The organism is Acinetobacter sp. IRS14 (genome assembly GCF_034650275.1).
In the GTDB taxonomy this organism is placed as follows: Bacteria; Pseudomonadota; Gammaproteobacteria; order Pseudomonadales; family Moraxellaceae; genus Acinetobacter; species Acinetobacter oleivorans.
Genome location: NZ_JAOVFN010000007.1, coordinates 176,494 through 190,521, shown reverse-complemented (window position 1 = coordinate 190,521; position 14,028 = coordinate 176,494). Strand labels below are relative to the sequence as shown.

Here is a 14,028-nt window from a genome sequence, read left to right as displayed (position 1 = left end):
TGAAGGAAACTTCGAACCCGTTCTAAGTTAGAAATGGGCTTCTAAGCCGACATATTAATTAGCTATCCGGCAAAATTCTTCATTAAAAGATCCACTTTTTCTTCTGGAAATTTCACACCAATATATATGATAAATAGAAACTATATGTTATAAATATTAAGTAGGCATGATTTTTGCTTGTTTAATGGAATCTAAAATATGAAATTATCTGTTGGGTTGAAAGTTGCGAATTCTTTATCGTTAACACCTCAATTGCAGCAGGCGATTCGTTTGTTACAGCTTTCTAGCTTAGAGCTTGAACAAGAAATTCAAATTCAACTAGATAGTAATCCTTTACTTGAAAAAATAGAAGAAGAATCAATAATAGAAAGCCTATCTGTATTAGAAAGCAAAGAATCAGATGATTTAACAACTGAATTAAATGCAAACCATTTGCCTGATGATTTACCAGTCGATACTGATTGGGATGATATTTATACTCATCAATCAACAGCATTGGCTACTCCAGAATTTGAAGAGAGAGAGGATAATCGTCAAGTTCAATTATCTCTAAAGGAACATATTTTAGAACAAGTTAATCTTTTGCACTTTTCTAAAATAGATCAATTAATTGCTTACTGTATTGTTGATGCATTAGATGATAAAGGTTTCTTAGATGCTGAAATAGAAGAAATAATTTTAGCTGCCCAACAATTATTAAATGAGATGGATATCGAAGAAGAAATTGAAGAAGATGAGGTTCTAGTCGTCTTAAAGCATATTCAACGGCTTGATCCACTAGGGATCGGTTCACGTAATTTAGCGGAATGTTTAAAAATACAACTCGAATTTCTACCAAAAGATGTTGAATATTTAAACGAAGCAAAAAGCTTATTGCAATATTATGAGCTTTTGATAGCAAATGATTTAAATAAATTACTCAAACAAACGGGTTTAACAAAAGATCAATTAAAGTTTGCAATCAATCTCTTAAAAACATTGAAACCTTATCCAGGTATGGATTTTGATAAACAAGAATCCGATTATCAAATCCCAGATGTAGTAGTTTCTAAAAAAGATTTACATTGGCAGGTTCAACTAAACCCAGATGTATTACCTAAATTAAGAATTAATTCTTTTTACTCCAGTATGATTCGTAGAGCAGATCAGAGTGAAGATAATTTATATTTGCGTAATCAAATGCTTGAGGCGAAAAACTTTATCAAAAGCATTGATGAAAGACATAAAACATTATTAAAAGTAGCATCATGTATTGTGGAACATCAGAAAGCTTTTTTGGAGATCGGTGCAGAAGCAATGAAACCATTGGTTCTTCGAGATGTTGCTGAAGAAGTAGAATTGCATGAATCTACAGTTTCTCGTGTAACAACAAATAAGTATATGCTTACTCCACGTGGCCTTTTTGAGTTGAAATATTTTTTCTCTAGCCATGTAGGCACAACTGCTGGAGGAGAGGCTTCTTCTACTGCAATTCGTGCAATGATTAAGAAACTTGTAGCAAGTGAAAACCCGCGTAAACCTTTGTCAGATAATGTAATTGCCATATTGTTAAAAGATGAAGGGATTGAAGTAGCAAGAAGGACTGTCGCAAAATATCGTGAATCGTTACATATTCCTTCATCGTCTGAAAGAAAAGTCTTGATCTGAATTTTGAAGTATGGCTATTCTAGAGATTCATTATGACGAAATAATGAAATTTTAATTTCACCAAGAGGAGCCGCTAAAATGGTTTAATTGTCCTAATTTTTTTTGATAGCATTAAATCGTTTTAGTTCTTCTTTAAATAACCTAAAAAAGGTGAGGGATAGAATTATGCAAATAACGATTCGTGGACATCATTTAGCAATTACACCAGCTATAGAAGAAAATATTAAATCAAAGTTTAATCAATTGACGAAACACCTAGACCAGGTGAATAGTATGCAGATTAAATTAACAAAAGATCATCAAATTGATAAGCGCTCTCATAAGGGCAGTTCAAATCATGTTGCAGAGGCTATAGTAAGATTGCCGGGGATTGAGTTGTTTGCTCAGGCATCCGCTGATGATATGTATACTTCAATTAAAAAATTGACAGAAAAATTAAAAAGACAATTATTAAGATATCGAAAAATGCAATGTACTTATTCGCAAGTTACTGTTTCTGTTTAATAAGTTTTGTTAATTTAAGAGAGGCTTGAAAGATAGCCTCTTTTTTATTGATAAAATATAAACACGTACTGAATTCTTGGAAAAAGTTATAGTAAAATACTCCGTTTTACCCCTTAGGTTGTGTCAGAGGTCTTTGCAATGAATAGTGAACAGCTCACTCAAATTTTAAAAGAAGCTTTCCCTGTAGCGGAAGTAGCGGTGAGCGGACAGGCTGGAAAATTTGACCTCCGTATTGTGGATGATCAATTTGAAGGTAAGCGTACAGTGGCTCGTCAACAATTAGTTTATGCACCATTAAATACTTATATTGCAAGTGGGGAAGTTCACGCGGTAACAATTCGTGCAATGACCAAAGATGAATGGCGTAAAGCAAGCCTTTTCGGAGCTTAAATATTAATGGATAAATTTTTAATTACGGGTGGTGTTAAGCTCGAGGGTGAAGTGCGCATTTCTGGTGCTAAAAATGCTGCTTTGCCATTACTTGCTGCAACTATTCTTGCAGATTCTCCAATTACAATAACCAATGTTCCAAATCTTAAAGATGTTAATACTTTGGTAAAGCTAATTGGTGGATTAGGGGTAACAATTAGCTATGAAAATGACACAGTAAAAGCAGATACCTCTACTTTAGACAATCAATTTGCACCTTATGAGCTGGTAAAAACAATGCGTGCCTCAATTTTGGTTTTAGGACCATTATTAGCACGTTACGGTAATGCTAAAGTTTCTTTACCTGGTGGTTGTGCGATTGGTTCAAGACCTGTGGACCAACATTTAAAAGCTTTAGAAGCTTTGGGTGCGCATATTGAAGTCGAAAATGGTTATGTCCATGCTTCAGTTGATGGTCGCTTAAAAGGTGGTGAAGTTGTTTTTGATATGGTGACTGTTGGTGGTACCGAAAACATCTTGATGGCAGCAGCATTAGCAGATGGTGTTACGACTATTCGTAATGCAGCACGTGAACCAGAAATCACTGATCTTGCTCAAATGTTAATTAAAATGGGCGCCAAGATTGAAGGTCTTGATACAGATACTCTTGTTGTAACAGGCGTAGAAAGTTTGCATGGCTGTGAATATGCTGTTGTTGCTGATCGTATTGAAACAGGTTCATATTTAGCAGCTGCTGCAATTACGGGTGGTCGTGTCAAAACTACACATACTGACCCTGCATTACTTGAGTCTGTTTTGGATAAGTTTGAAGAAATGGGTGCTGAAGTCACTCGTGGTGATGACTGGATTGAACTTGATATGATGGGTAAACGCCCTAAAGCTGTAAGTTTTAGAACTTTGCCACATCCAGAATTCCCAACTGATATGCAAGCACAGCTGATGGCAGTAAATGTGATTGGTCGTGGATTCGCAACAATCTCTGAAACGATCTTTGAAAATCGTTTTATGCATGTTCCTGAATTGTCACGAATGGGCGCTAATATTCAGGTAGAAGGTCACGATGCAGTCGTAACCGGAGTTGAAACCTTACAGGCAGCACCTGTGATGGCAACAGATTTACGTGCTTCATTCTCTTTGGTTCTAGCTGCTTTAGTTGCAGAAGGAGATACGTTAATTGATCGTATCTACCATATTGACCGTGGTTATGAACATGTCGAAGAGAAGCTTCAAGGTTTAGGTGCCCAAATTAAGCGAGTAAGTTAATGAATGATGTAAGAAACGATGATCCTAATTTTGATGTGATAGGTAATTTTGATCATGGTTTGACTTTGGCATTAAGTAAAGGGCGTATTTTAAAAGAGACGTTACCTTTATTGGCTACAGCGGGTATTAATTTACTCGAAGATCCGGAAAAGTCTCGTAAACTAATTTTCCCTACTACGCATAAGCAAGTACGTATTTTAATTTTACGTGCGTCTGATGTACCAACCTATGTAGAAAATGGTGCAGCAGATATCGGTGTGGCGGGTAAAGATGTGTTGATGGAGCATGGTGCTCAGCATGTATATGAGTTGCTTGACCTACAAATTGCTAAATGTAAGTTAATGACTGCTGGTAAAGTAGGTATGGAACATCCGAAGGGTCGTTTAAAAATTGCCACGAAATATGTCAATCTTACACGCCAGTATTATGCAAGCTTAGGTGAACAAGTTGATGTTATTAAACTCTATGGTTCTATGGAACTTGCACCTTTGGTTGGTTTAGGTGATTACATTGTAGATGTGGTCGATACTGGTAATACTTTAAGAGCAAATGGTCTTGAACCATTAGAAGAGATTTGCAAAGTCTCTTCTCGATTAATTGTAAATAAAGCTAGTTTCAAGCGTAAACAAACTTTGTTAAATCCAATCATTTCACAGCTTGAACAAGCTGTTCAATCGCGTTAAAAGCAATTTCCCATCATGCTTTTGCGATAGTTAAGCTAGATGATGCCCACAAGCGCATAGAAAAAGAGTAAACTTACTTTTTCTTTTTCGCCTTGTGGGTAAATTGATGCGACGTTTATCGACTCAAGATCAAAACTTCAAACAGGTTTTTGCTGAGCTATTGGCATTCGAAACCGTGAATGATCTTAATTTAGTGCAAACAGTAGATCAAATTATTGCTGATGTTCGTCAGCATGGTGATGATCATGTTTTAAAGCTTACTCAACAGTTCGATCGACATCCTGCGCATCAATTTTCAGATTTAGAATTATCTCAAGAACAACTTAAAACTGCTTTTGATAATTTAAGCCCAGAAATTCGTGATGCTCTAGAGTTGGCAGCAAAGCGTATTCGTACATTTCATGAAGCTCAGAAACAAGATAGCTGGACTTATATAGATGACTTGGGCAATACATTAGGGCAAAAAGTTACGCCTTTAGACCGTGTTGGTATTTATGTGCCAGGTGGTTTAGCCTCTTATCCATCTTCAGTTCTAATGAATGCTGTACCTGCTCATGTTGCAGGTGTACCTGAAATTATCATGGTTGTTCCAGCACCGAATGGTGAATTAAATCCATTGGTTCTTGCCGCAGCTTATCTTGCGGGAGTTAGCCGGGTATTTACCATTGGTGGGGCGCAGGCTGTAGCAGCTTTGGCTTATGGTACTCAGACAATTCCACCTGTAGATAAAATTACTGGTCCGGGGAATCGTTTTGTAGCAGCTGCTAAACGTGCTGTATTTGGCCAAGTCGGTATTGATATGATTGCTGGACCTTCTGAAATTTTAGTCTATGCAGAAGGTGAGAATAACGCAGATTGGTTAGCTATGGATGTTTTATCACAAGCTGAACATGACACAGTTGCTCAAGCTATTTTTATAACTCCAGATGAAGCTTTACTTAATGCAGTCGAGTTGGCAATTGAAAAGCATTTAAATGAATTGCCAAAGGCAGATATTGCTCGAACTTCAATTGAAAACCGTGGTGCTTTGGTATTAGTCAAAGATCGTGCAGAAGCAATTGAGTTGATTAATCAGGTTGCACCAGAGCATTTGGAGCTGTGCTTAGATGATGCCGAAGCAATGAGTGAAGAGATTCGTCATGCTGGAGCAATTTTTATGGGACGTTATACACCTGAAGCAATCGGTGACTATTGCGCGGGCCCAAACCATGTATTGCCGACATCTGGAACTGCTCGTTTTTCTTCTCCGTTAGGCGTTTATGATTTCCAAAAACGTTCGAGCTTGATTATGTGTTCGAAAGATGGAGTTAAAACGTTAGCTAAAACAGCCGACATATTAGCTGTCCAAGAGAACTTAGATGCTCATGCACGCTCAGCTCGCTATCGTTATCAATAAGCTTATAAACCTTGTCGTTTTTTAATTATTACTCAGGGCTGATTTTCAGCCCTTTTTTGAGATAAGACTATGACTTTATCTACAGCACAAATGCGCTTTTGGAGTCCAGAAGTTCGTGAATTAGAGCCTTATGTTCCGGGTGAGCAGCCTAAAATTCAGAATTTATTGAAACTCAATACGAATGAAAATCCATATCCGCCATCTCCAAAAGTAGTTGATGCAGTTCAAGCAGTTTTAACTCAGCAAGCTGATGCCTTGCGTTTATATCCAGATCCAGATGCAACAGCTTTAAAGCAAGCAATTGCTAAACAACAGAATATTGAGGTGTCTCAAGTTTTCGTTGGTAATGGCTCAGATGAAGTACTTGCTCATATTTTTAAAGCATTTTTTCTTCAAGATGAACCGATTCTTTATCCAGATATTACTTATAGTTTTTATCCAGTTTATAGTCAGTTCTTTGGAACAAAAACTAAAGAAATTCCACTCAGTGAGAATTTCGAGATAGAAGCTAAGGACTATATACAACCAAATGGTGGGATTGTTATTACAAACCCCAATGCGCCAACCAGTATTGCAATGGGTTTGCCAGATATCGAGCAAATCTTAAAAGCAAATCCAGATCGGGTGGTGGTGATCGATGAGGCTTATGTTGATTTTGGAGCAGAATCCGCAGTTGGTCTTGTAAATCGCTATGAGAATCTAGTTGTTTGTCAAACAACCTCAAAATCTCGTTCATTAGCTGGTTTACGCGTTGGTTTTGCAATCGCTCAGCCACATTTAATTGCAGCGCTTGAAGCTGTCAAAAATAGTTTTAACTCCTATCCTATTGACCGTTTTGCAATTGCAGCCGCAGTAGCTTCTTTTGAAGATCAAGCTTATTTTGAAGAACACTGTCAGAAGGTTATTTCTAGTCGTGAAAAGCTAGTAGATGACTTAACTGCTTTGGGCTTTAAAGTTTTACCTTCTAAAGCGAACTTTATTTTTGCTTCACACTCAGTCCATGATGCTGGCAAACTTGCACAGCAATTACGTGAACAAGGTATTATTGTGCGTTATTTCAATAAGCCTCGTATTAATCAATTTTTGCGTATCACAGTGGGTACTGATGAGCAGAATATGCGTTTAGTGCAAACGTTAAAACAAGATATTCTTTAAGTTTTAGTCTGCTGTGCTGTTCATCAAGTTCAGCATGGCAGATATTTTATCAAGGCTTTCTTGATATTCTGCTTCTGCATTTGAGGCAATTGTAATGCCACCACCGGCCCACAAAGAGAGCTGATTTTGATATTGTTGAAAGCTACGGATAAGAATATTCCAGCGACCCGTTCCATCAAAATTGAAGTAACCTAATGTCCCGCAATAAGCACCTCTTGCTTCTTCTTCTAATTCTTCAATAATTTGCATCGCCCGAATTTTGGGGGCTCCTGTAATCGATCCCCCCGGTAAAGCAGAGAGCAACATTTGCATTGGATTAATATCATCTTTAAGCGTGGCAACAATCTCACTGACCATATGATGAACTTGATTAAAACTTTCAATCTCGAATAATTGCGTTGTTTTTACGGACCCTGTATTGGCATAAATGCTCAAATCATTACGTAATAAATCAACAATCATGACATTCTCAGCCTGATCTTTTTGCGAGTTTTTTAAAGTTTGTTTTGAAATAAAATCTTTTTCGATATCTTCATATCGAGGCATGGTTCCCTTAATAGGTCGGGTCTTAATTTGTTTATTTTGATTGAATTCTATGAAGAGCTCAGGGGAACAACTTAATAACTCAAATTGATCTAATTTTAAATAACCTGCATATGGTGCATTAGTAAGGTTCCATAAATCTGCCGCTTTATCTAATAAGGAACCTTTGAAATCAGCTTTAAATTCTTGGGTTAAATTAATTTGATAACAATCTCCAGCTTTAATATATTCCTGTATTTTATTAAAAGCCGAAAAATATTGTTCTTTAGACCATCTTGGCTGAATAGTAGTTTTTAGTTTAAATATATTTTTAGATTTATTTATATTAAAAGCCTCTAATTTTTTTTCAATATATTTGAGTAGGTTTAAGGCATCTGCTTCATCACTAAAAAAATACCAATCATTATCTATATATTTTAAAAAAGAACGATATTGGCCTAAGAATAAAGATGGCTGTATATGAGTTTGAGCATTAATAAATTGATGTGCAGAAAAATCATAACTAATAAAACCGATATAGCCGCCGTTAAAATTTGTTATCGTTTTAATATTTTTATTTTCTTTTAAGTCTTTTTCTTTTAGCTGGATAAAATCTAATAATTGATTTGATATTGATATATTTTTATATTCATTAAAATTTTGACGCTGGAATACTAAGTTGTTTTTATTCTGAATAAGAAAGTATTGCTGAGGAAGAAAGCCAATAATAGGGTTATTGTTGTCATTTAAATAAATGAGCCCAGTTAATCCTTGTAAAATTTTTAAAATCTCGGCAGCATTTTTACCATGTAATGAGATTTTTTTCTTTAACTGAGACATTTTTAAATAACAGAATAGTTAATGAGGGAAATATTAGTTTACTACAACTTGCGGATCATCAGGGAGAAGACTTAGAAGAGAGGTACTTTTCGTTGATAAAATAGTCGAATTTTAGGATGGGATTGTCGTTGGCTTTAGAAGTTAAAAGTGAAATAAATTGAGCGTACCGTTTGTCGGGTAGTTGGCAAAAAATGCACAACACTAGTTGAACAAAAAGTAACGTAGATGTAATTTAGTAATTGCTAAGCAAAACTACTCAAGGATTGGAAGTTTCGGTTGCTATATAAAGAAAAATGCAACTTGAGACAATGAGAGTGGTTAAAGTCAAAAAATAAATGCTCTTGGGAGAGTGCTCAATGAAAATGTTCACTAAACTTGCTTTAGTTTCTTCTTTAGCTATCAGTGCAAATGCAATGGCAATGCAGTCAATGGACGATGCTGCACTAAGCGCTGCTACAGGTCAAGATGGTATTAACATCGGTATCGCTTTAGGTTCTGGCGGTATTTCTATCGATAAATTATATATTCATGATAACGATGGTTTAGCTACTTCTACAGGTATTACTGGTGCTGCAGCAACTGCTGGTGCAATTACAATTACGGGCACAACTGCAACAGGCGGTAAAGCGATAACTCTTACGCAGGTAGATACAACAAAGAATCTATTAGACCTTAAAATTGATAGCGTTGGTGCATCTGGTACAAATGGCGCATTTTTAAATGTTGCTGCAAACGTAGGGGCCGTTAATGTGAAAGTTGGTTCTATTGGCGTTGGTAGTTCTGGTACTTTGAATGAAACAACTGCTATACGTGGTATTACAGAAGCAGCGCCAACGGAAATTATTTCTGGTCTAGATTTATCTTTAGGTGCAATTTCAGCTAACGTTCAGCTAGGAGCTACTCCACAAGGTGCAATGATTAAGGTAAATTCAAGTTTACAAGGTGGTTTAACACTATCTAACTTAGGTATTAACGATGCTACTGGTGGTGGTAAAATCGTTCTAGACAAAGTAATGGTACGCGGTGCTGGTAATACAACTGGCAATTTAGATGTAGATGCTAATATTTCGGTTGTACCAACTGGCTTGAAAATTCAAAATAATAGTACTCAAGGCATGAATGTTTATGCTCAAGGTATACACTTAGGTGCTGCTGGTAATGCATCAATTGGAGATGTTGAACTTCAGGGTATTAATGTAGGTACTTCTACAATTACAATTTCTGGTCACTAATTTAGAAAGTTCAAAATAAAAAAAGCGCGTTTTATACGCGCTTTTTTTATTGAAGGAAAATTGATAACAATCTTATATGTTTGTTTAATATAAAATTATTATATAAATAATAAAAGTATTAGAAGTTTTGATCGTTAAGAATGAGAGTTAGTTAACAGTTTAAGTAGAGTAGAACTATACGTTCATCAAAAAGATTAAAAAAAAGCTGTTTTTTACAAAAAAAAAAGGTATCTTCAAGACACAGGGATGTAGAGCTATTGCTCTAAGAATAAAATGAATAAGGCCGGTTAGGCCACCATTTAGACCAAGTGCTTATGTTAGAGATTGTTTTAGGCTCAGCATTGATGTATTACTTTGCGACAGAAGCCTTCGAAATAGAAAAAAAGCCGCCGGGAACTGTTTATTACACAGAGACTGCCGATTCACGTAATTTCTCTTTTCGCCGAAATCATATTGAACCTGTTACGATTAAACCTGCGATAGAAGATCAATTTCGCGGTATTGTTCGACAAGCATATGATTATAGCTGTGGTTCGGCTGCACTTACCACTTTGTTAAATGGCTATGTGGGTACTAGCTTAACTGAACAGCAAACAATGAGTGGGTTACTTCAGTATGGCGAATATCAACGTATTATTGAACGCCGTAGTTTCTCCTTACTTGATATGAAACGTTTTGTGACTGCTATTGGTTTAGATAGTGGTGGTTACCGGGGGGAGTTTCCTGATTTAGTTAAATTAGGTCAGCCTGCAATTGTTCCTATTTCATATGCTGGGTTTAAACATTTTGTCGTATATAAAGCTTATAAAGATGGACGAGTCTATGTTGCTGATCCTGCATTAGGGAATATCAGCTTTGACGAAAATCGTTTTAAAGAAATTTGGGATAATAATACTTTATTTGTTATTTCTGTTCCTGAATCGCAGCGTAAAGACTTATTAGCACTAAAAGATGCAGATATGCGTCATGTGGAAGATGCAACGGTTAACCGCTATGCCTTTGTTGATGTGCAATATCCGACATTTAATTATGACCGTTTAGCAAATAAAGCCTCAACAATGCGACGGGTTTTGGATAATGACAGTCATTCTTCAAATCATAATCAGCCGATAGAAACTTTTATGCGTCTTTATTACAAACGTAAGTAATGAATTTTTGATTTAGTAAAATAAATAAATTGGGTGGAAGAAATATGAATAATCGATGGATAAAGATGAGTGTATTGGCCTTAAGTATGAGTGCCATTACAGGAACAATCTATGCAAAGGATCAAGTTACACAAACGGAAGTTCAAAATACTGCTGTTGTTTCTGAAACGAATACGGCATCAGAAGTAACGCCAGCAACAGATTCAGTTCAAGATGGAAGTGTAACTCCCTCTACAGACGTGGTAACTAATGATCCTGTGACAGCAAATACTGGAGCTAATCAAGCAGCCACCGCTTTACAGAAAAAAGAAGGGGATGCGAGTCAAGAGACAAATTTACAAGAAGTATTTACCTCGAATGAACGACAATATTCGTTAATTAAAAGAGGGGAAATTTCTACATATTATGATCTTGATTATACCTATTACCGCGATAGCATTTTGGATTTAGCACTAGGAGATGATAACTCTAGTATTAGTCGATTAAGTATCAGGGAAGATGCTCAACATACTTTGACTAACAGTTTTACAGCTCAATATGGTGTTTTAGATAATTTAACGCTTTCAGCAACAGTACCTCTAGTTGCTAAATCTGATATTAATAGTGATTCAACTACTGCTGGATTGGGTGATATTTCTTTAGGTGCACGTTGGGAACCTTTCCCTCTTAAACAGGGGCGCTTACCATTAGTTTTATTTGGTAGCTTATCTAGTAAAACTGGAGATAGTCCTTACGAAGTTGGTCAAAATGAGCTTTCAACTGGTAAAGGCTATTACTCTGCAGGTGTGGGTGCGAGTACTCGTAAATACATTGATCCAGTTGTTTTATTTGCCTCTGCCTCTGCCAATTATGGTTTTAAAGAGTCTGGTTTAAATCAGGTACGTGGTAATCGTATTCTAGAATCTTTTGATCCTGGAATTAGTGGCGGCTTCTCGTTTGGTTTTGCTTATTCATTTAACTATGATGTGTCATTAACCATGTCATATCAACAAAGCTTTAACCTAAATTCTGAGTTCCAATTTGAGAATGGAGAATCTTATAAATCTCCAGACCAAAGTAGTGCAATGATGGCTTTCGCTTTGGGGGTACGTGTTTCACCTGATACGATTGTTAACGGTACAGTTGGCTTTGGTTTAACAGAGGATGCACCAGATGTTTCACTTGGTTTATCGTTCCCGCTAGATATTTTAGGTTTGCGCAAAAAATAAAAATAAGGAGATAGGCAGGTGAAATATCCTAAATTATGTCCTTTAACAGTGGCAATTGTGATCTCTGGTTTTTCTAGCTTTGCCAATGCTCAATTAGGACAAAACCTAGCTGTTGATATCCGTTCATTATCGATGGGGAATGCTGTAACAGCAGATCCACCTGGTATTAGTGCTGTTCATTTTAACCCTGCAGCATTAGCTAAGATTGATGGGCTGCAAACAGATGTACAGGGTATTCTAGCTAATTTTGATATCCAACGAGAATTTTCAGCGCCACCTGGGTATAACGTTTTTGGCTATTCAGATGATCCTCTTGTGTGTAATGATGGGCCTGAAATTACTGCTAATATTTGTACAGATTTTAAAGACTCAGTTCATGGAGATGTTGAGTACGCTAGCTTGTATGTGCCTATTCTTAAAAAAATGGTTGATTTAGGAGCTGGTTATCCACTTGTTGCTCCTACAGCAGGAATTGCCTATAAGCCTCCAGGATCAAAAGTAACTTATGCAACAGCGATATATGCACCATTGGTTGCTGGTTTTGGTGCAGAAAATGGTAATGCTGGTAACTATATGGGGCAGCAAGTCGCTGTAGAGCGAATTACATATTTGTCCCCATCTTTTGGTTATCAAGTGAATGATCATTTATCAATTGGTGCTTCCATTGGTATGTCATATAACGCCCTGGCATTAAAAACTGATCTTCGTTTTCCAAATGAGATGATTGGTGTGCTGCGTATGGTTGATGAAGTGGTTTGTGCACCATTTAAGAATAATAATGACATGATTACTAGTCTATTGTTATTCGGGATGTGTAATGCTCAGGAGGGGATGAACCCGTTTAATAAAATGGGAGCCTTACAGGTTTCCATGGAGCAATCTTTAAGTCCAAGTTATAACTTGGGATTGCTTTGGGAGCCGACAGATGATTTTGGCCTTGGTATGGTCTACCAAAGTTCGGCCAAGATGCGTATGAAAGGCAAATACATGATTGATAATGCTAAAGCACCTCAAGAATTGGTACGTGGGCTGAATTCATCTGCGACAGGACAAATTTTAGCTCGAATTCTGGGCTTACCTGGTTATGTACCTGATATTGAATCAGGTTTAGTTGCGATGGATTTAGAATATCCTGCACATTTTCAAGCAGGTATTAAATATAAAATCTTGCCAGATTTACAAGTAAACTTTGATGTTGGATGGACTGATTATTCAGCATGGGATAAATTTAAATTTGAGTTTGATCGCCAAATTTCATTACTTAAAGTTGCAAAATTACTATCTAATGATGTGACTGATAACTCTTTAGCATTGCCATTAAAGTTTACTTCACCATGGAGTTGGGGAATCGGCTTGGAGTATTCGGCAACGGATCGTTTGAAATTACGAGCAGGCTATGAACCCCGCGCTAGTGCTATTCCTGATGACAAACGTAATACTATGGTTCCAATTAACAATGCGCAATTGTTTGGTTTAGGATTAGGATATCGTTTTGATACAGATACTGATTTAGACCTTTCAGTGGGTTTCTTACGCAGTCGAGATAATATTCCAGCGTGTACGAGTACTTTATCGAATAAATGTGGTGTCGATAATATTTTATTAAATCCTTATGCTGGTTTGGATGTAAAAACAAATACTAAAATTACAGTGCTTGGTTTGAGTTACAGAACAAAATGGTAAAAGAATATAAATGGATGTTTCGACCTAAATTTGCTATTTCAATTTTATGTATTGCGATAGCAAATGTTTCTATATCTTATGCAGATGGTTTTTATACGATTATCGGTCCTGATGGTCGTCCTATGATTGTGCCGAGTAAAAGAGTTGATCAGAAAAAACAGTCTATCCCTCAAATAGAAATAAAACCTCAAAATCCACCAGATAAAACGGTAATTCTTCCTCCTCAAAAAAATTATAAAGAAAAAGAGCAAATTAAAGATTTGCCAAAAAAAATGGAGCAACCTGCGCAAAAGAAATTAAATACTGCACCGACTGCACCGACTGCACCGACTGCACCGACTGCACCGACTGCACCGA

Annotated in this window: 12 protein-coding genes and 1 pseudogene; 12 read left to right on the top strand and 1 reads right to left on the bottom strand. The window is 36.6% G+C overall.

The genetic code is table 11. The features are described 5' to 3' along the window. The first annotated feature begins 198 nt into the window (after positions 1–198). From ODQ17_RS09480 to hisC, 7 genes are all read left to right on the top strand, one after another. Positions 199–1,647: an RNA polymerase factor sigma-54 gene (locus tag ODQ17_RS09480; protein WP_322903170.1), complete on the top strand. Its 1,449-nt coding sequence runs from the start codon at positions 199–201 to the stop codon at positions 1,645–1,647. A gap of 165 nt (positions 1,648–1,812) precedes the next feature. Further along, entirely contained in the window at positions 1,813–2,151 is a 339-nt protein-coding gene (gene hpf, locus ODQ17_RS09475) for a ribosome hibernation-promoting factor, HPF/YfiA family (RefSeq protein ID WP_192455584.1), read from the top strand. A 138-nt stretch (positions 2,152–2,289) separates the two neighbouring features. After that, positions 2,290–2,541 (top strand): BolA family iron metabolism protein IbaG, encoded by a 252-nt coding sequence (ibaG, locus tag ODQ17_RS09470; protein ID WP_004794487.1) that lies wholly within the window; start codon positions 2,290–2,292, stop codon positions 2,539–2,541. 6 nt (positions 2,542–2,547) lie between these two features. Next, positions 2,548–3,804 (top strand): UDP-N-acetylglucosamine 1-carboxyvinyltransferase, encoded by a 1,257-nt coding sequence (gene murA, locus ODQ17_RS09465; RefSeq protein WP_322903165.1) that lies wholly within the window; start codon positions 2,548–2,550, stop codon positions 3,802–3,804. Beyond that, entirely contained in the window at positions 3,804–4,487 is a 684-nt protein-coding gene (hisG, locus tag ODQ17_RS09460) for an ATP phosphoribosyltransferase (RefSeq protein WP_322903163.1), read from the top strand. Before murA ends, hisG begins: the two co-directional genes overlap by 1 nt. A 106-nt stretch (positions 4,488–4,593) precedes the next feature. Beyond that, positions 4,594–5,883 (top strand): histidinol dehydrogenase, encoded by a 1,290-nt coding sequence (gene hisD, locus ODQ17_RS09455; protein ID WP_005302839.1) that lies wholly within the window; start codon positions 4,594–4,596, stop codon positions 5,881–5,883. A 69-nt stretch (positions 5,884–5,952) separates the two neighbouring features. Beyond that, positions 5,953–7,038, top strand: a complete 1,086-nt coding sequence (gene hisC / locus ODQ17_RS09450) for a histidinol-phosphate transaminase (protein ID WP_322903159.1) — start codon at positions 5,953–5,955, stop codon at positions 7,036–7,038. Between the two features lie 3 nt (positions 7,039–7,041). Here hisC and ODQ17_RS09445 read toward each other — a convergent pair whose 3' ends face one another. Next, positions 7,042–8,400 (bottom strand): anthranilate synthase component I family protein, encoded by a 1,359-nt coding sequence (locus ODQ17_RS09445; protein WP_322903157.1) that lies wholly within the window; start codon positions 8,398–8,400, stop codon positions 7,042–7,044. A 356-nt stretch (positions 8,401–8,756) separates the two neighbouring features. On the opposite strand from ODQ17_RS09445, the gene filA reads away from it, so the two are divergent. From filA to ODQ17_RS09420, 5 genes and pseudogenes are all read left to right on the top strand, one after another. Further along, a complete protein-coding gene (gene filA / locus ODQ17_RS09440; protein WP_322903156.1) occupies positions 8,757–9,632 on the top strand; it encodes a putative pilus system protein FilA in 876 nt (291 codons plus the stop codon). Between the two features lie 314 nt (positions 9,633–9,946). Beyond that, a complete protein-coding gene (gene filB, locus ODQ17_RS09435) occupies positions 9,947–10,780 on the top strand; it encodes a putative pilus system C39 family peptidase FilB (protein WP_151964630.1) in 834 nt (277 codons plus the stop codon). Positions 10,781–10,824: 44 nt separating this feature from the next. Further along, a complete protein-coding gene (gene filC / locus ODQ17_RS09430; protein WP_322903152.1) occupies positions 10,825–11,988 on the top strand; it encodes a putative pilus system protein FilC in 1,164 nt (387 codons plus the stop codon). An 18-nt stretch (positions 11,989–12,006) separates the two neighbouring features. Continuing rightward, positions 12,007–13,671 carry a putative pilus system OmpP1/FadL family transporter FilD gene (gene filD / locus ODQ17_RS09425; RefSeq protein ID WP_151964631.1) on the top strand — a complete coding sequence of 555 codons (1,665 nt, stop codon included), beginning with the start codon at positions 12,007–12,009 and terminating at the stop codon, positions 13,669–13,671. Further along, positions 13,665–14,028: pseudogene (locus ODQ17_RS09420) on the top strand (putative pilus assembly protein FilE); the annotation flags it as partial. The gene filD and the pseudogene ODQ17_RS09420, both read left to right, overlap by 7 nt.